At 43.8% G+C, this 18988-nt stretch carries 20 protein-coding genes and 1 rRNA gene; 9 read left to right on the top strand and 12 right to left on the bottom strand.

The window, feature by feature from the left end; all coding sequences use genetic code 11:
* The first annotated feature begins 100 nt into the window (after window positions 1–100).
* The 5 genes from JO943_RS11370 to JO943_RS11350 all read left to right on the top strand — a co-directional run bounded on the left by JO943_RS11370 (window position 101) and on the right by JO943_RS11350 (window position 4702).
* Window positions 101–1069: a hypothetical protein gene (locus JO943_RS11370; RefSeq protein ID WP_202740827.1), complete on the top strand. Its 969-nt coding sequence runs from the start codon at window positions 101–103 to the stop codon at window positions 1067–1069.
* A gap of 8 nt (window positions 1070–1077) precedes the next feature.
* Entirely contained in the window at window positions 1078–1620 is a 543-nt protein-coding gene (locus JO943_RS11365) for a GTP-binding protein (protein WP_005226752.1), read from the top strand.
* Window positions 1621–1643: 23 nt separating this feature from the next.
* Window positions 1644–2063: a roadblock/LC7 domain-containing protein gene (locus tag JO943_RS11360; RefSeq protein WP_004775657.1), complete on the top strand. Its 420-nt coding sequence runs from the start codon at window positions 1644–1646 to the stop codon at window positions 2061–2063.
* A gap of 353 nt (window positions 2064–2416) precedes the next feature.
* Entirely contained in the window at window positions 2417–3760 is a 1344-nt protein-coding gene (locus tag JO943_RS11355; RefSeq protein ID WP_202740826.1) for a sphingomyelin phosphodiesterase, read from the top strand.
* Window positions 3761–3772: 12 nt separating this feature from the next.
* Entirely contained in the window at window positions 3773–4702 is a 930-nt protein-coding gene (locus tag JO943_RS11350; protein ID WP_202740825.1) for a lipase secretion chaperone, read from the top strand.
* 53 nt (window positions 4703–4755) lie between these two features.
* On the opposite strand, the gene JO943_RS11345 is transcribed toward JO943_RS11350, so the two are convergent.
* The 6 genes from JO943_RS11345 to JO943_RS11320 form a co-directional block, all read right to left on the bottom strand.
* On the bottom strand, window positions 4756–6714 hold the full coding sequence (locus tag JO943_RS11345; RefSeq protein ID WP_202740824.1) for an acetyl/propionyl/methylcrotonyl-CoA carboxylase subunit alpha: 1959 nt from the start codon (window positions 6712–6714) through the stop codon (window positions 4756–4758).
* Window positions 6715–6777: 63 nt separating this feature from the next.
* Complete coding sequence (locus JO943_RS11340) at window positions 6778–7608, bottom strand: enoyl-CoA hydratase/isomerase family protein (RefSeq protein ID WP_202740823.1); 831 nt, start codon at window positions 7606–7608, stop codon at window positions 6778–6780.
* A gap of 10 nt (window positions 7609–7618) precedes the next feature.
* A complete protein-coding gene (locus tag JO943_RS11335) occupies window positions 7619–8779 on the bottom strand; it encodes an acyl-CoA dehydrogenase family protein (protein WP_202740822.1) in 1161 nt (386 codons plus the stop codon).
* 91 nt (window positions 8780–8870) lie between these two features.
* The gene (locus JO943_RS11330; protein ID WP_202740821.1) at window positions 8871–10484 is read right to left on the bottom strand and encodes an acyl-CoA carboxylase subunit beta; all 1614 of its coding nucleotides are present in this window, start codon (window positions 10482–10484) and stop codon (window positions 8871–8873) included.
* Between the two features lie 2 nt (window positions 10485–10486).
* A complete protein-coding gene (locus JO943_RS11325) occupies window positions 10487–11362 on the bottom strand; it encodes an SDR family oxidoreductase (RefSeq protein ID WP_005226744.1) in 876 nt (291 codons plus the stop codon).
* Between the two features lie 10 nt (window positions 11363–11372).
* A complete protein-coding gene (locus JO943_RS11320) occupies window positions 11373–13181 on the bottom strand; it encodes an acyclic terpene utilization AtuA family protein (protein WP_202740820.1) in 1809 nt (602 codons plus the stop codon).
* A 195-nt stretch (window positions 13182–13376) separates the two neighbouring features.
* Between JO943_RS11320 and JO943_RS11315 the strand changes: the two genes are divergently transcribed.
* The 4 genes from JO943_RS11315 (at window position 13377) to JO943_RS11300 (ending at window position 15370) form a co-directional block, all read left to right on the top strand.
* Window positions 13377–13976, top strand: a complete 600-nt coding sequence (locus JO943_RS11315) for a TetR/AcrR family transcriptional regulator (protein WP_032875072.1) — start codon at window positions 13377–13379, stop codon at window positions 13974–13976.
* A gap of 11 nt (window positions 13977–13987) precedes the next feature.
* On the top strand, window positions 13988–14371 hold the full coding sequence (locus JO943_RS11310; RefSeq protein WP_202740819.1) for a DUF2750 domain-containing protein: 384 nt from the start codon (window positions 13988–13990) through the stop codon (window positions 14369–14371).
* Between the two features lie 21 nt (window positions 14372–14392).
* Window positions 14393–14902, top strand: a complete 510-nt coding sequence (locus JO943_RS11305; RefSeq protein ID WP_202740818.1) for a GNAT family N-acetyltransferase — start codon at window positions 14393–14395, stop codon at window positions 14900–14902.
* A gap of 63 nt (window positions 14903–14965) precedes the next feature.
* Window positions 14966–15370, top strand: coding sequence for a hypothetical protein (locus JO943_RS11300; protein ID WP_202740817.1), 405 nt, complete (start codon window positions 14966–14968; stop codon window positions 15368–15370).
* Window positions 15371–15386: 16 nt separating this feature from the next.
* Here the strand turns inward: JO943_RS11300 and JO943_RS11295 are convergent, their stop codons facing one another.
* The 6 genes from JO943_RS11295 to rrf all read right to left on the bottom strand — a co-directional run bounded on the left by JO943_RS11295 (window position 15387) and on the right by rrf (window position 18766).
* Complete coding sequence (locus JO943_RS11295; RefSeq protein ID WP_202740816.1) at window positions 15387–16550, bottom strand: acyl-CoA dehydrogenase family protein; 1164 nt, start codon at window positions 16548–16550, stop codon at window positions 15387–15389.
* 133 nt (window positions 16551–16683) lie between these two features.
* The gene (locus tag JO943_RS11290; protein ID WP_005226734.1) at window positions 16684–17247 is read right to left on the bottom strand and encodes a DUF4256 domain-containing protein; all 564 of its coding nucleotides are present in this window, start codon (window positions 17245–17247) and stop codon (window positions 16684–16686) included.
* Between the two features lie 22 nt (window positions 17248–17269).
* Window positions 17270–17617 carry a GFA family protein gene (locus JO943_RS11285; RefSeq protein WP_005226725.1) on the bottom strand — a complete coding sequence of 116 codons (348 nt, stop codon included), beginning with the start codon at window positions 17615–17617 and terminating at the stop codon, window positions 17270–17272.
* Between the two features lie 89 nt (window positions 17618–17706).
* Window positions 17707–18099 carry a DUF2007 domain-containing protein gene (locus tag JO943_RS11280; protein WP_005226724.1) on the bottom strand — a complete coding sequence of 131 codons (393 nt, stop codon included), beginning with the start codon at window positions 18097–18099 and terminating at the stop codon, window positions 17707–17709.
* 72 nt (window positions 18100–18171) lie between these two features.
* Window positions 18172–18513: a hypothetical protein gene (locus tag JO943_RS11275; protein WP_202740815.1), complete on the bottom strand. Its 342-nt coding sequence runs from the start codon at window positions 18511–18513 to the stop codon at window positions 18172–18174.
* A gap of 138 nt (window positions 18514–18651) precedes the next feature.
* A 5S ribosomal RNA gene (gene rrf, locus JO943_RS11270) occupies window positions 18652–18766 on the bottom strand.
* Window positions 18767–18988: the final 222 nt, after the last annotated feature.

Raw genomic sequence — 18988 nt, 5'->3', positions numbered from 1 at the left:
ATTATCATAAAATAGAAATAATACAAGTTGCCTATTATTAGCCTTTAGTATAATGGCTATTTTTTGCAGTCCAATATTTTAAAAACATTAAAGTGATACTATGAATGGACATTGCATTAATATCGCAATTTCAGGTATAAGTTTAAAAGTTTCAGATGAATTAAAAATAGAACTTAGAAAAACCATACCACACGAGTTTGGCATAAACTGGATCAATATTGCCGATCCCAATATCGACTTACTATTAATCAATGAAAATTTCTTCGAGTCCGAAGGCATTCAACGCATTTTAAAACAAAAACAACTACCCTGCTTAAAAGTGGCGAAAGGAGAAGGCTCAGATCATATCGAACAACACAATACCCTGTATTTACCGTTTCAGCATAGCGAGGCATTAAAAAACTGGATTCAGTTTCGTCTACTGAGCTATCTCTCTCATCAACAATCCCAGCAACCCAAAACCGAACGCGTTTCCAGCCACAATGCCATTAATGAAAAATATTTGACGGATATGCTCAATCCCGATAATGCCAGACTGCATCTTTTTGATGATCACGGTACCTTGGCCATCATCGATACCCGTAGTCAAATTGCCTGGCTGGAGCCGACACGCATTCATACCAAAACCAATCACAGCTTTAAATACGAATTTGCAACCACCTCCAATTTCACTAAAGTGTCCCGTAAAGTGGAATATAACTTACAGGACTGGGTCTGGAATCTGTTTTGGCACTCGATCGAATTCCAACGTCTGGCACCCAACGAAAATGAATATTATAAAATCGAATACTGGCCGCAGCCTGCTCAAAGCGAAGGTCGTAAAACCGCCCTACTACTTTCAGCCTGCTTTATACAAGGCGCGCAACTTTATCAGGTCGCCACACAGCTAAAACTTCCCATTCAAACGGTTCAACAGTTTATTGCGGCCTGCATGATTTCGAACAATGGCGGCATTATTCCTGCTTCAGAAAGTCATTACCTAAAAACAGAAACTGAAGAACAAACGATTGAACAAAAAGGTTTTTTAAATAAATTTTTCGGCAAAATCAGACGCCGCTTTGGGCTTTAAGGAATACTATGATTCTCCAACAATATAAAATTGTCTTTGCAGGAAGTATGGGCGCAGGAAAAACCGAAGCGATTAAATCGCTTTCAGAAATTCCTGTGCTTGCGACTGAGGCATTAAACACAGACAGTCAGGCCCATAACAAGATGCAAACCACGGTAGGGATTGATTATGGCGAAATTACGCTGGATGACGGGGTAAAGATCGGCTTGTACGGGACACCAGGTCAATCACGTTTTGATTTTATCTGGCCAGTGATCTGCCAAGGTGCCTTGGGCGTTATTTTACTGGTCGACCATAACAGCAAAGTGCCGATTGAAGAACTTGAAGCCTATCTGGAAACCTTTAAAGATTACACCCAGAATATTTCGATTGGCATTACCCATGTCGATGAAAACAAAGAACAGCCGACTACGATCTATCGGGACTGGCTGATTCAGAATGACTATCACTATCCTCTATTTTTTATCGATGCGCGTAAACAAGAGCATATCTTGCTCATGATTGAATCTCTTATTGCAGCATTAGAAGTCAATTTAAAAGCAACAAATTAATTACTTTATAAAAGAGAAGAATTATGTTCAGTATTCCCAGTCAGCAACGTACCGCACCCAAAGAGCTGATCCAGTTTGCCAAGGCTCAAGCCAATGATATTCTGATGAATATTCGAGGGGTGGATTATATTATGCTCTGCTCAACAGACGGGTTTGAACTCGCGGCAATTTATAAGAAAAATCCGTATAACAGTACCAAGCTGGCTGCTGTCAGTAGTTCAATTCTGGCTATGGTCACGGCTTTTCTGAATGAAATCCAGTTAACCGGATGTCAAAGTATTACACTGGATGCTGAAAATGGTAAAGCGATCCTGACCTCTATCCCGGCCCAGCATCATCCGATGGTTATGGTGACCTTAAGTAACAAGGACGTATTATTAGGCCAGCTTCTTTATAGCCTAAAGCAGGCCAGTACGGCGATTTCCGAAGCAGATCAAGCCTAAACACCTCATAAAATAACTAATCTGACAGGGTGTCATCCTTGTCAGATTTTTTTCATTTTATGCATCATAGAATTTGCATCCACCTATTTATTTTCGTTTATGAACACTTGTATATTTTTACGATCTTAGAAAGATTTTGGACCCCGTTTAGTTCTCTCTAAAATATTCATAACTATAAATAAGATAGAGTTTTCAAAACATCAGATGAATGGTCATTAATTTAAATGATTTAGCAATATTTTTTCATTATTATAATTTTCGAACAAATAACGATCATAAATTTTTCATAAATGAATAATTTTAATAACACATCTCGTTTTTGTTCCAACATAATGAGCACGATGGAGAGAAAAATGAAGCTGAAAAGCTTAAAACTCGGCGCAGGGGTTGCGTTATTGATTAGTGGTTTTTCGAGTCAGCAGGCGATGGCTGATTCCTATGTTTTTGTGACCAATACCACACCGCAAACGGTATCGGTACAAGTCAATCAGACGGGAGCGGCCTTACAGCAAGGCAATGAATGGGCACAGGAAGCCACACAAATCGCCCCTTATGAAACCAAACGTATTTTAAGGATCAACCGTTATACCGGGATCAAATCCGGTAAAACCTATAACTTTGATACTATCGTCAGCAGCGGCAACTCACAAGTGACTTTAAAGCAGACCATGACTGGCACCTGGTCTGGCAGCAACATACAGCATGGCATCCAAACCGCGACGACAACATCACCGTGGTATTCAGATCGTAATGTTCATCGGATTAATACCACTTATGCGGGTTTATCCGCTCAGGCTGCGGTAAAAGCCGAATATACTGGCGGTTATGATGACTTCCACTACACTATTCATCAAAACACCGTTCCAGAACCGGTTTCAGCCAGTGCCGATGAACTCAAAGTCCTGACGTATAATATTTATGCCCTGCCTATGGTGGCGAGTAAGATTAGTGAACGTCTGGCTGAATTGCCCAATCATTTAAACGGCTACGATGTGATTATGATGCAGGAAGCTTTTGCCTCTTCACGCACAGACATGTTGAATCAACTGGCACAACAATATCCGTATCAAACCCATATTCCTGTCGGTTCGGGCTATAACCTGTTTGACAGTGGTCTGGTGATTGTCAGCCGCTATCCGATCGTGAAAACAGCACAATTGATTTATCCGGACTGTACCGGCACCGACTGCTTTGCCGATAAAGGCGTACTCTATGCTGAAATCATTAAGAATGGTAAGGCCTATCATGTGACATCAACCCATACTGCATCTTTTGATACTGATGCCGCACGCGCATTACGCCAGACCCAGTTCAAACAGATTCGCCAATTGGTCAATCAACAAAATATTCCAAGTTTTGATGCCGTACTGATGGGCGGAGATTTTAATGTCAATAAACTGTTATGGCCGCAAGATTATCAAGACATGCTGACCAACCTGAATGCAACCGCAGCACCAAGCACAGGTTATACCGCTTCGACCTTTGATCCACGTGTGAATAAGCTGGCAGGAGCGGCAGGTTCTGGCGGTTCAAATGTTGAATATCTGGACTATATTGTGGCTTCCAATAACCATCGTCAGCCAACACAGTCGCGTAATGATGTGCGTATTCTGCGCAGTACGGCGGACTCCCTGTTCATGACCTGGGATCTCTCCGATCATTTCCCGGTAATGGGTCAATTTAATTACACACCATAAACGGAATGCGGTATGAATAAAAGACTATTGCTGACAATATTGATTGTTGTCGTGGTCTTGGTTGCGATTGTAGTCTGGAAGAGCACCGCCTCTTCCGCTGCAGTCCAGTACACCAAATCCACAGCCTCATCTCAGGATTCATCAGCACAGATGAACGATGACAGCATGCCAAATAAAAGCAAGGATGAAATTTTTCAGGACTCGCTGTTAAAACAATTAAAAATGCTGCAACAGCAACCTGGCAACATCACTGAATTTCTAAATGATTTTAAAGCCAGTTGTCCTGTCTCTGACTGTAATGCAGCGCTCGCAAAAGCTTTGGCCAATTATCCCGACCAGAAATTTGCAGCTTTAGTTGCGAATCTGTTGAAACGGATTCCGCAATATGAACAACAGATGCAAAGCACGGTACTCTCAACCGCATTATCTCCTAAAGAACGTTTTGACGCGCTTTGGAAACTCAGGGAGCAGACCTTAGGCCAAGCCGAAGCCATGCTAGGCTTTGGACAAGAACGACAGTATGCAAATTATCATTTTGCCTATCATGATCTGGCACAGAAACAGAATCTGAGTGCTGAACAACGTTTAAAAGCCTTTGAACAGTTGCAAAAACAGTATCCAGATGCAACTCAGCAGGAAAGCAAGATCGGACAATATCAACAGGCCTTGAATCTGCTCGAGCAAGGCTCACACAACCCGGCAGAAACGGCACGGTTAAAGCAGCAATTACAGCAGCAATATTTGACCGAGCAGCAACGCCGACAGGTTCAGCAAAGAGAACAACAGGAGGCTCAACAACAGCAGCAAGTCAATCAATATCAGCAGGCCTTGCAGCAGTTACAACAAGAGATGCAACCGCTGAAAACACAGCTTTCAGAAGCCGAATGGCAACAGCAGTATCAAAGCCGTTTAGAGAGTTTACGCTTGAAAATGTTCCCTTAAATCGCTTGAACCCAAGCGATGGCAGGTCGCAAGGGTTCAATCAAGCCATAAAATCAAAGCAAAGCAACATTTAATAATTGCTGACGTTTTTTCACCTGTTGGCCGACCTGACCAATCAATTCCTCTACCACCCCATCGACATCCGATTTGATCTGTTGCTGAATTTTCATGGCTTCAAGTACTAATAAGGTTTGCCCTTTTACCACCTGATCCCCCACATTAACCAGCAGATTCACAATTGCCCCATCCATTGGCGCACGGATTTTGCCATCTCCCACCACTTCTGCTGCTTCAGGTGCGGCATAGGTGATATTTTCAAGCATGACATTACCATTGCCTGCGTCCAGATATAGTTGATCTTGATCAAACACATAGGCCATCTTACGGCGAACACCGTCACAGCTATAAATGATTTCCTCCCTATTGATTCTGACAATCTGGAGGATTGCCTGTTGATCACATAACTCGACTTTGAGCTGCTGCTGATCATGTTGTACATGTAACAAGAGCTGCTGATCGGCATATTTCAGTTTCAATGGAAATGGCATAGCAACACCCGTTTGCCAAGCCACTTGCTGCTGATTTTTCTGGCTAAACAGTGCGGCTGCCACAGCGAATATTTCAAGCGTCAGGCTTTGTTGATGCAGACTCACATCATCCTGAAAATGTTGCTGAATAAAAGCAGTATTGGTGTCTCCAGCCACAATAATCGGATGACGTAATAAATTGCCCAGGAATTGTTTATTACTATTCACCCCCAGCAATACACAATCATCCACGGCACGGGCGAGTAAACGGATGGCATCCTGACGGGTCTTCCCGTAAGCAATCACTTTTGCCACCATCGGATCATAAAAGGGACTGATTTCACCTTGTTCTAACATGCCGTGGTCAATACGGACATTTGACAACATCCCATCGCTACCTGCGGGTTGCCAACGCAGTACCTTCCCTGTTTGTGGCAGGAAATCCTGACGTGGATCTTCGGCATATAAACGAACTTCGATCGCATGCCCGTTTAAGCTCAACTCATGTTGCTGTAAAGGCAGAGTTTCACCATTCGCCACACGCAACTGCCATTCCACCAGATCTAGTCCGGTAATCATTTCCGTCACCGGATGCTCAACTTGCAGACGCGTGTTCATTTCCAAGAAATAGAATTCACCCGATTGATCAAGTAGAAACTCGACCGTACCAGCGCCGACATAATCACAGGCCTTGGCTGCGGCCACTGCCGCCTCCCCCATTTGCTGACGAAGCTCGGGTGTCATCACCGGACATGGTGCTTCTTCGACCACCTTTTGATGTCGGCGTTGAATCGAACAGTCCCGTTCAAATAAATACACATAATTGCCATGCGTATCACCAAAGACCTGTATTTCGACATGCCTTGGTGCAATCACGGCTTTTTCCAGGATTAACTCGCCAGAGCCAAAGGCGTTCTCTGCTTCCGACCGTGCTGTTTTTAAGGCTTCCACGATATCAGCAGCCTGCTGGACCAGACGCATGCCTCGTCCACCCCCACCTGCCGAAGCCTTGACCATCAAAGGATAACATATAGACTCAGCCTGCTCAGCCAGATAATCGATATCCTGCTGATCGCCTTCATAGCCCGGTACACATGGCACGCCTGCCTGAGTCATGGCTATTTTCGAAAGACGCTTGCTGCCCATCAACTCGATCGCAGCCGCAGTTGGCCCAATAAAAGTGATGCCATGCTCAAGACAGGCTTGGGCAAAATCAGTATTTTCAGACAAAAACCCATAGCCCGGATGTACCGCATCTGCCCCGGTTTTTTGGCAGGCGGCAATAATCTGGGCAATAGATAAATAAGATTCGGAAACTTTAGATGCGCCGATATAAACCGCTTCATCCGCTACCTGCACATGACGGGCATTGGCATCGGCATCTGAATAGACCGCAACCGTTTGATAACCCATTGCTTTGGCAGTTTGCATCACCCGTACAGCAATTTCACCACGGTTTGCCACTAAGACTTTTGAAAAACTCATTGTTTCATCTCTACGATTCAATCCCCTCGTTGCTGCTGTTCAAACAGCAGTTGAGTACGATTTCTAGTCAAACCAACTCGGATTACGCTTTTGGATAAAGGCCATGGTGCCTTCCTGTCCTTCGGCACCCGCAACTGCATCTGCAAACTGTTGTGCTGCATCATCCAGAAGCTGATCTAAAGGTTCATTCAGGGTTCGGTGTAATAACGCCTTGGTCGCACGGGAAGCCAGAGGCGCAGCACGTTTAATCTGTTGAATGGTCTGTTCAAGCTGCTGTTCCAATTCCGTTTCATTCGATGCCACCTGATGAACAACACCTAAATCCAGCGCGGTCTTGCCATCAAAGCGTAAACCTAATAATGCCAAACGACGGGCTTGGGTTAGTCCAATCCGTTTCACCACAAAAGGCGCAATCTGCGCGGGCAAAATCCCCAAGCCGGTTTCTGGTAAACCAAACTGGGCGGTATCACGGCTGATGGCAATATCTGACACACAGGCTAAGCCGAAGCCGCCTCCCAGCACTGCACCTTCCAGCACAGCAACAACAGTTTGAGGAGCCTGATCCACTTGCTCAATCATGGCACCGAAACGGCGATTAAAATCGACATAAGCTTGTAAGCTACCACTATTGGCAGCTTCAACCCGCAGTCCTGCCATATCCTTGATATCGCCTCCGGCACAAAAATGCCCACCTTGACCGCGAAAAATCACCGCACGAATCGAGACATCATCGGCAATCTGGCTAAACACCTGCTGAATGGCGGTGACCATCTTCAAACTCATGGCATTACGGCTTTCAGGACGATTTAGCCATACGGTTAAAATACTGCCTTGCTGTTCCAGCTGAATGCTGTCATCCATCTCTAAGCCTGCAATAGAAGTTGAAAGTGTCATACATCAGCCCCTAGTTTTTCTGTTTCTTCGGCAGAATGTCAGTGAGCTTGCAGATAATTCCTAACATGATTTCATCTGCACCGCCGCCAATCGAACCTAAGCGCCCATCACGGAACAATTGTGATGCCGGGTTATCCCACATAAAGCCATTACCACCCCAATATTGCAGACAGCTGTCGGCAACCTCACGGCTTAATCGTCCCGCTTTCAGCTTCGCCATTGAGGCCATCAAGGTCACATCCTCACCCGCAATATGTTGCTCACAGGCCTGATAAGTTAAGGCTTTCAGTGCTGCAACTTCGGTCATCAATTCAGCAAAACGGAAATGAACGTACTGGTTATGAATTAAAGGCTGACCAAAAGTGCTCCGTTCCTTGGTGTAATCAATGGTTTGCTGAATGACTTTTTCCATCCCACCCACTGCATTGATACAGGCCCACATACGTTCCTCTTGGAACTGCATCATTTGCATCATGAAGCCCATCCCTTCAACCCCAACCAGGTTGCGTTGCGGTACGCGCACATTGTCGAAGTAGACTTGTGCAGTCGTGGTTGAACGCATCCCCAATTTATTCAAGGGTTCTGAAAAGCTGATCCCTGCCGTTTTTGCAGGAACAATAATCATGGATTTATTGACGTGTGGCTTATCGTCAGAGGTATTGGCAAGTAAACAGAAGAAATCGGCTTGCAGTGAATTGGTAATCCACATCTTGCTGCCATTAATCACATAATCATCACCATCTTTTTTTGCTGTGGTTTTGATCGCTGCCACGTCAGAACCTGCATGTACTTCAGATACTGCAATCGACGCCACATATTCACCACGAATGGCAGGATTCAAAAACTCATCGCGCAGCTCTTTGCTGCCAAAGCGTGCCAGTGCAGGTGTTGCCATATCGGTTTGCACGCCAATCGCTAGGGGCACTCCACCACATGCAGCACGACCTAATTCTTCTGCCACTACAAGGTTGTACGAATAGTCGAGTCCTAAACCACCATTTTCCTCAGGCTTACAAATCCCCAATAAGCCCAGATCCCCCATTTTCTTAAATACCTCATGAATCGGAAAACGGCCCGCTTCTTCCCATTCCGGAATAAACGGATTCAGCTCATTTTCAACAAACTGGCGTGTGGTACGGCGTAAGGCTTCATGTTCTGCGGTAAATTTCATTGTTTTTGTTCCTTAAAATTAATCTCCCCTAACCCCTCTTTAATTAAAGAGGGGAACTCCTCCCTTTAAAAAGGGAGGTCGGGAGGGATTATTAAAATCTCGATACACCAAATCGTGTTGGATTTAACTCACGTTGTTGTGCTTCAAAAATGGTTTGTAATAAAAAGATCAGGACCTTACGGGTGTCTCTTGGATCAATGATGCCATCGTCATGCAGCATGGCCGTATTGAATAACGCCGTCGACTGCTGTTCCAGTTTCATTGCTGTACTTTGTTCCAGAAAATCCAGCATCTGCGGATTCGGTTCCATTCCCGAAGTTTTCTGTTTGCCTTCAGCTACGATACGCAAGACTTTGCCAGCTTGTGCCGCGCCCATCACCGCCACATGTGAGTTTGGCCATGCAAAGATAAATTGCGGCGATAAACTACGGCCACACATGGCATAGTTACCTGCGCCATAAGAGCCTGCTACCACAATCGAAATCTTGGGTACTGTTGCATTGGCCACCGCCTGAATCAGCTTGGAACCATGTTTAATAATGCCGTTCTGCTCGGCATCGGTTCCGACCATAAAACCGGTGGTGTTATGCAGGAATAAAAGAGGGCGTTGGGTCTGCTCACACAGATGAATAAACTGAGCTGCTTTAGCTGCCCCTTGCGGGGTGATCGGACCATTATTGGTAATAATGCCGATATGTAGTCCGCCTACTTTGGCCCAACCACACACGGTTAAGGCATCATATTCCTGTTTAAACTCCAGAAAATCTGAATCATCGATAATCCGCGCAATGATCTCTTTCATATCAAAGGGTTGCTTTGGATCTTGTGGAATAATCCCTAACAGCTCTTCAGCCGCATAACGCGGTTCTTTATAACTCTGATTGGATTGTGCAGTTTGCTCTTTCCAATTCAAATGCTCAAAAATCTCACGCGCCAAACGAATACCGTCTGCATCGTTTTCAGCCAGATATTCCGCGACACCCGACACTTGGGTATGCATTTCTGCCCCACCCAGTTCTTCCGCAGTCGCAACTTCACCTGTTGCCGCCAATAACAATGGCGGTCCTGCCAACAACATTTCTGTTTGCTTGCGCACCGCAATCACATAGTCAGACAAACCCGGCTGATAAGCACCACCCGCAGTTGCATTGCCATGCACCACCGCCACTTGTGGAATCCCTGCCGCAGATAAACGTGCCTGATTGGCAAAGGTCATTCCACCATAAGTAAATACTTCCGCGGCATAATTCAGGTTTGCACCACCACTTTCGGTCAAGGTCACCATCGGCAATTTTTGTTCCAGGGCAATCTTTTGCAGCCGTAGGGTTTTATGCACGCCCATGGGTGACATGGTACCGCCTTTGATTGCGCTGTTACTGGCAGACACCAGCGCACGGACCCCACTGACAAAACCAATCCCGGCAATCACACCACCGCCTGCTTCGGAACCATCTTTATCATCATGCATGTTGTAGCCAACCAGACCACATAGCTCGACAAAAGGTGAATCCGCATCTAATAGTAAACGAATACGTTCGTGCGGCAAGATTTTACCTTTCTTATCAAACTTAGGTTTTGCCGCATAAGACTTATCAATACTTTTTTGCTGTACAGCACGAACTTCAGCTAACTGGGTTAATAACGCCTCCCGATTTTGTTGGTATTGTTCACTACCCACTACAATTTCAGATTGGAGAATCGTCATACTTATTCTCCATCTGTTTTGAATATGTCAGGAATAAACGCACGATGGAAACCGTTAAAGGCGTCATTATTGGTCGCATCAGCCAATGGATACATGCGTGTGCCTTGTGATGCGGCTCCATCAATACGCAGGGTGACGCCCGATACAAAAGCCGCTGCATCGGAAAGTAGATAACAAATCGCTGAGGAGATCTCTGACTCTGTGCCCATCCGTTTTAATGGAACATTGCTCGCTAAACTTGGAATGATCACTTTGGCAAAATCGCCACTATAGTTGTCCATACCCGAAGAAATAATCCAGCCCGGTGCAACTGCATTAACACGTACTCCAGATTTGCCCCATTCCACAGAAGCCGTTTTGGTCAGGTTATCCACACCTGAACGTGCTGCACCTGAATGGCCCATGCCCGGCATACCACCCCACATATCTGCGGTCATATTCACGATGCTACCGCCATGTTTTGCCATCCACTGGTTATAGGCTTCACGCATCAGGTAAAAGGTGGAATGCAGGTTATTACGGACCACGGCATCAAAACCATTGGCAGAAATATTCTCTAATGCAGAAGGAAATTGTCCGCCTGCATTATTGACCAATCCATCCAGCTTGCCAAATTTTTCAATAACTTCGGCAATCATGTTTTTAACCTGTTCTTCATCTCGGTTATCACAGACGATGAAATGCACTTTGCCGCCATCTTCCAGAATTTCTTGGCTGACTTTTTCCAGCTTTTCAATTTTTCGACCGGTAATGATGACCTGTGCACCTAAGGATGCCAATTCATGTGCAGTACAACGGCCAATACCAGAACCTCCACCTGTCACAATAATGACTTTGTCAGCAAATGCATCTGCCCTGAAAATTGATTGATAACCCATGTTTACATCCTTAATATTTTTCTAACAGTTGTGCAGGCACTTTCACCGGCATATCCAATAATTGCTGTGCAAACGCCTTACCTTGTGGATCAATCCGCAAGCTGGCGATTCCCCCGCCCCCCAATGCATTTTCCAGCATGAAATTCAGCGCATGCATCTCAGGTAATTCATAACGAATCACTTTTGATTTTTCAGGATCTAAAACATGCTGCATATATGCGGCAACATTGGCCTCGGTCAGAGCTGCACGAATCCACGGTAAATATTCAGCCTTGCGCGCGATCACACCAATATTGCTGTGATTGCCCTTATCGCCACTGCGTGCATGTGCTAGCTCAATCAAAGGGACTTCAATCTCATCACCTTGATAACTTGCCACTTCACCAACGGGATGTAGCTCGACCTCTGCTACCTTTTGCCCAACAGGAACCTTTACCGGATAACGCTGCCCCGCAAAGTCGACTTCAACTTTTAATTGATCTTTATCAATCAGGAAAGAAAACAGCTTCACTACAGCGGATGCTTTCGGACGGCCGCCGACAATCCCTGCCAATGCAGGTGCCATCCCTGTTGAAGCTTGAGCAATTTCCGAGGCAAAGAACATACAAGCTTCTTTAAACAGATGTTTGACCGCGATCTTCACCACCACTTCACGGCTATCTTGGATTTGGGCATGCACACCATAGGTACTTTCAATACCGAGAATCTCAACCGACTTTTCACTAAAAGGAGGAACTGAACGTAGTGCCAAAACGCGTTCACATTTATTCAGAATGGCATCAGCAATCACTTGGGCTTTTTCTGGTGCTTCACGACCCGCAATCAAGAAACTAACCAAAACTCGGTAGCCATCCGCATAAGTCGCACTGACTTTATATTGCCGGGTTGGTGCGCGACCTGTGGCACCAGTCACCTTGACTCGATGTTCGCCCACCTGTTCTAAATGGACTTGACTAAAATCAGCAGTCACATCAGGTAAAAGATAAGCTTGCGGATTGCCTATTTCGTAAACGATCTGCTCTGCTACAGTCGCAGTTGAAACCAGACCACCCGTCTCTTTGGGCTTGGTCACGATAAATGAAGCATCAGCGCTGACCTCCACGATCGGAAAGCCCATGTTGTCAAAGCCCTCAACCAGACGCCAGTCAGTAAAGTTTCCACCTGTACACTGTGCACCGCATTCAATCACATGCCCAGCCAGTGAACCTTGCGCCAGCTTGTCATAATCATGCAGTGACCATTTATATTCGTGTAACAAAGGCGCCAGTACGACTGCTGAATCCACCACCCGGCCCGTGATCACAATATCCGCACCCAAGTCCAAGGCATCGCGAATCGCAACAGCACCGAGATAGGCGTTGCTACTGGCAACCTGTGCAGGTAACGCATCGCCATTAAACATTTCCTGAATATTTTGTTTTGATAATTCTGCATGCTTTGGCAATACATCATCACCGAGCACCACTGCAACTTTTAAATCCAAGCCCTTTTCATCAATGATTTTCTGTAAGGCATCACGACAAGCCAGTGGGTTTACCCCGCCTGCATTGCTGATCACTTTTATTTTTTTCTCGGCAATTTTATGGATCAGTGGTGACATCACCCGACTGACAAAATCCAGCGCATACCCATGACTTGGGTCCATTATCATCGCCTTGGCCATAATCGACATGGTAATTTCAGACAGATAGTCAAAGACCAGATAATCAATATCACTCAGATGGACCAACTGAAATGCAGCAGTGTTGGTATCGCCCCAAAAGCCCGATGCACACCCAATTTTAACTAGCCTCTGGTCATCCTGTTTGACAGTTGTCATGCGCTTTCTCATTGTTATTGCTAAAAACGCCTTAACATTACCAAGCAAGTGCTTGGTTTGTAAAGTACATAATGCTATGCTGTATTGGCAAAAAAAGACAAACTCAAGCAACTGCTTGTTATAAAAAGATAAGACAAAGCATCGAATGAATTTTGTTACAATACACTTTAGCTTGAACAGGATAGACGGATAGGCATGATCGCAACTTCAATTGAGCAAATACCCAAGATTGTTTGCTTTGACGATAGTCCACGTGGGCGTTTATTACAGGGCGCAGCCTATCTGTTTTATAAGCAAGGTTATGACAAAACCACGGTTCGTCAACTTGGTGAATTTATTGGCATTCAATCAGGTAGCCTGTTCCATCATTTTAAAAGCAAGGATGAAATTCTGGCGACGGTGATGGAACAAACCATTATCTATAACTTCGCCCGTTTAAAAGAAGCGGCTGAACGCTCAAGCGATCCTGAACAACAATTACGTCATTTGATCAAAGCTGAATTATTATCGATTGCCGGTGATACCGGTGCGGCGATGGCAGTACTGGTACATGAATGGTTTGCCCTTTCTAAAGAGAAGCAAGACTATCTTTTGAAGATGCGCAATGAATATGAGCAGGTTTGGCTAGACGTGATTGAAAAATTACGTGCTCAGGGCAAAGTGAAACATGAAGCTTTTATCTGGCGTCGTTTGCTGGGTGGCTCGATTTCCTGGACCGTAACCTGGTACAGACCTGAAGGTAAAGTCAAAATTGATGAACTGACTGAAATGGTTTGGGAAATGGCGGTGAAATAATGAGTTATCGCATGCATCCTAAACAAATTGAAAATATATTTTCTTTTACACCTAAACAACGTTATGAGCATTTTGTTTCAAAAGTATGTGACTGGGAAGAACTCTGGATATTAGAAGATAAACATGCAAATTATCTTATCGTTACGCCCCAAGAAAATTTAGAATACTTACCTATATGGCCACATGCCGACTACGCGGCCTCGTTCCGTGAAATTTATCCTTCTTTCACACCAACTAAAGTCGATCTCAATACTTTTATCGAAAAATGGTTACAGATTCTAAATGATGATGGTATAAAAATTGGAGTTCTACCAAATTTAGATATTTCTGTTTGGATTATAGATCCATTCGACTTAAAAGAAGAATTAGAAAATGAGTTAAAGCAATACGAATAAGCCAAATGTAGAAAGAAGAGAATGTCGCATATTTATTTACGTAAGCCCCTACTCAGTGATTTAGCCGAAATCAAACAGGCTTACCAGAGTAGTATTCAACTGCATCGGCCATGGACCTATCCACCTGCTAATTTTGAACACTACCTCGCGCAAGAACACCGTTATTTTGTCTGCTTGAAAGAGAATCATGCCATTGTCGGCACTTTTAACATCTCCAATATCGTTCGAGGTCACTTCCATTCTGCTTACTTGGGTTATGAAGCCTTTTACCCTTATGCAGGACAAGGCTATATGCGACAAGGGCTACAACTGGTTTTACAAGAAGCATTTCAAACACTGAATTTACATCGATTAGAAGCCAATATCCAACCCGATAATCTGCCCTCTATTCGTCTTGTATCACATGCAGGTTTTGTGAAAGAAGGCTTCTCCCGCCAATATCTGCGAGTCGGTGGAAAAGAATGGAAAGACCATGAACGTTGGGCAATTTTAAATAGCGATTGGACAGATCAAAAATATCAAGCCTTTTAATTATTGAAATATCGGCCCCATAACGATAAAAATAAACTGATGCCAATTCTTTAGGCGAAATATATGCAACGTATCATCACGATTCTTCTTTCCAGCCTAATACTGGGTTGTACAGATGATATTGTTACAACCAAGTTTACAGATTTGCAGCATGCGAAAGCTGAACATGCATTTGAACGTGGTTGGCTGCCTCCGATTTTACCACCGAGTACAAAAAATATTATTGAAATAAATGATTTAGACCTAAATAGAGGCCATGGTTCTTTTACCTTTTCCCCCACAGATCTGAACTATTTTAGCGCCCAAGGTGCCATACCAATTAAAATGAATAATGCAGCTCGAGGTAAAAAGAAAGAAATGCAGGATCAGGGATTCCAGTTTTTGGTCTACGCTCAGGATTCATCACTTTGGTATATCGCAGTTCATCCAGAGGGAAAAGGAGCTTATTGGCTTGAACCTATACAATAAGCTCCTAGAGATCAGTTTAATACCCCAATTGCTTACTGATTAAATCCTTCATAATTTCTTCTGCACCACCGCCAATCATATTGACCTTTACTTCACGATAGATTCGTTCAGACTTGGTACCACGCATAAAGCCCATGCCTCCGAGTGTCTGCACCGCCGCATCGGCACAGAATTGCATGGTTTGAGTGGCAACATTCTTCAACATACAAATCTGGGCAATCAGTTCACTGCCTTGCAATTCAGGCTTGCCCAAGCGATAAGCAGTGTCCTCGAGTAAAGCACGGGTTGCGGTCAATCGAGTTGCCATATCTACCAGCTTATGACGCATGACCTGATGATCAACTAGACGCTTGCCAAAAGTGTGGCGTTGCTGTGCCCAATCCAATGCCTCTTCATAGCAGGTCAGGGCAAAACCATAACTACTGGCAGCAAGGAAAAAACGCTCCATATTGAAGTTATTCATAATCACCAGAAAGCCCATATTTTCTGGACCCAATAAATGGCTAACAGGCACTTTGACATTGTCAAAATGCAAATGCGCGGTATCGGATGCCCACCATCCCATCTTATCCAGTTTGGTTTTGCTAATTCCCTCACTATGCGCATCAATCAGCAGCATGGATATCCCATTTGCCCCTTTCGCATTTGGATCAGTACGCACTGCCACCGAGTAATAATCTGCTCGCATCCCCGAAGTGATAAAGGTTTTTTCACCACTGACCAGAAAATAATCACCGTCACGTACTGCCTTGGTTTTGAGTGAAGCGACATCTGAACCACCGCCTGGCTCAGTAATTGCCAGTGCCGAGATTTTTTCACCCGATAAAATCTGAGGCAGCACTTCAGCTTTCACCGCTTCATTTGCAAAGTGCTGAATCGGAGGCGCACCAATGGTATGCGACAGTAAAGAAGCACTAAGACCACCCGACGCGCATTTTGCCAGCTCAATCGAAGCTAACAGCGTATAAAATGCATCTGTCCCTGCAATCCCGCCATATTGCTCTTCAAACCCTAATCCCAATAAACCAATATCTGCGGCCTTCTTATATAGCTCTCGCGGAAAAGTTTCATTCTCATCCCATTCATTCACAAAAGGCGAAATCTCCTTTTCAACAAAGCGTCGAATACTCTTGGCAAATTCCAGATGCTGCTCGTTATAGTACAAAGGATTAAGGTGCATATTCTGCTTCCTAGCAATTATTGATCATTGTTTATTGAATGAGCACTAAAGTAGCAAAACCGGAAAAACCAAGCAAGCGCTTGGCAAAATTAAAAGTTAAAAAATAGGTCAAAACCTGTGATAAAGCATAAAACTATATTTTTAATCGGCCTCGAAATCCACGCGTCGCATAATAAGATTGAGCACCATTATGATAAGTAAAAACCCGACCATAACGACTATCACAGAAAATTGCACCACCTAAAGCTCTTACATCCTCTGGCGTTTTGACCCAACTCGAGGTTTTTAGATCAAAATCTTCCATTGCCTGTAACTGCCTATATTGCTCTTCTGTGAGTAATTCAACTCCCATGGCTTCAGCAACATCGACCGCATTATTATCGGGTTTATGTTCCTTACGTGCGTCTAAAGCAGCACGGTCATAACACAGGCTTCTACGCCCTTTTGGTGTTTCTACGGCACAATCATAAAAGACAATTTCTGGTGACTTTGCATCCAATACAATGATGTCTGGTTCTCCACCCGTTTCTTCCATTTGATGAAGTGACCATAACTTTTCTGGCTGTTGCTGTAATCGACCTTCAATATCAGACCAATTCAGATCTTTGTGACGATGCATATTTTGTTCAAAGCGCTGCTTTAAGATGTCGAATAGCCTTGCAACCTGTTCAAGGTCTAACTTTTTATTCTTGGTCATTTTTATACTCTAGATTTTGAGGTTATACCGAACGACCATCAAAGTGATTGATCTTGATACTTTCCAGTTCCAGATCATCAATACAACGCACATTGATCGCACATATGGTATTCCCTTGAGGATCTACACCGATTGCATAAGGGTGAATACCACAAACCTTACAGAAATGATGCTCGATCACATGCTTATTGAATTGATAAGTCGCCTGAGCATCGTCATCCACAGTAATCTCAACTTCACTCTGAGGTAAAAACCAGAGTAAAGAACCTTTTTTCTGGCAAATTGAACAATTACAAGACAACGCTTCAGTGAGTTCACCCTGCGCAATGAAGGTTAATTTTCCACAATGACAACTTCCTTTATATTGCATCTTTTTTTCCTTTTTGATTTTTTATCTATTTTTACAGGATGCCGTGTATAAGTTCAAATCTGGTTCTGTTAATCAATGCTTATATAAGCTTAACTCCAGAAATGTTGGCATTGTTGACACTTGGTTCCATGTTTATACGAGAATAACGGGAAACCAAGTAATAAGAAAACCAGATAAGCAGGCCGTTTTCCTTCCGTATAAGGCTTTATATCTGTGCTTCCACATTGAGGACAACGCTCACTTAAACCAAACTCTTGTTCTAATTCCTGGCTAAAGTCTTGCGCCAGTAATGCTTGTGCTTGTTCGAAATAACGGTCAGGAACCAATAACCGAACCCCACCCAATGCATTGGAATAAAGCCAATCCATATTAATGGTATGTTCATTTTCAATACGGGCAGGAATACCAGCAGCTTCAAGTTGAGTTTTGGCAATTTGGGCTTCATAAGGAAAAGAATACGTTTCAGCGACAACCCATTTCATAGGAATATCTAAATAGCATAAATATAAATTCTAAGCTCAATTCATCTCGGTGCACAATGTGCAAATTTGTTGTTATATATTTTGACCATGAAACTTTTCCCATGCGATCGACTCCAAGTCGCCAGTCAGTTCATTGGATTGCTCATCCAATAGCTTATACATGATTTGATATTGACCTATTGTTGCACTACCATCAAGACCTAGCAAAACCGTATACAACGCATCAGTTAGGGCTTCTGAAACAATTTTTTTAGTTAAATGAATCTGTTCATGATTCATACCAGATTTTTCTAATAGACTGATTCGTGATATTTCAGAATCAACAGTAAAGTAACTCTGGATCAGATCATCTCTTAAAAGTTTAAATTCCTCTACGAATTCTTCTGAAGTCATAGCAAGGTTATTATTGATCATTTAAATGTCATCCTTTTGTTATTTTGATTCAACCTATAAAACAATAACATACTCCTCAAGAGATGCTATTCAATGTATTTTTCTCTATCCAATAAAAAACACCCCCTAACGTTAGTTAGGGGGTGTTTCGTATTTAAAAGCTGGCGATGACTTACTCTCACATGGCAAGTGCCACACTACCATCAGCGCTAAGAGGTTTCACTTCTGAGTTCGGGAAGGGATCAGGTGGTTCACTCTTGCTATTGTCGCCAGCAAACTGTTTTGGTTTTGGGTGGTCTTACATTTTTTGCCACTTAGTACCGAAAGAGTTATTAACGGATTAGTTTAATCGAGTCGTATTGTAACCAGTTTTTACACTAAATCAAGTTATGTATTGAATTTATCTTGAATACAACAACTGTTTGGGTGTTGTATAGTCAAGCCTCACGAGCAATTAGTATTGGTCAGCTTCACACGTCACCGTGCTTCCACACCC

It is taken from the genome of Acinetobacter sp. 'aerobic (ED)' (genome assembly GCF_904886855.1).
In the GTDB taxonomy this organism is placed as follows: Bacteria; Pseudomonadota; Gammaproteobacteria; order Pseudomonadales; family Moraxellaceae; genus Acinetobacter; species Acinetobacter courvalinii.
Note: the sequence above shows the minus strand (reverse complement) of the source record. Positions and strands in the feature narration are given on the sequence as shown.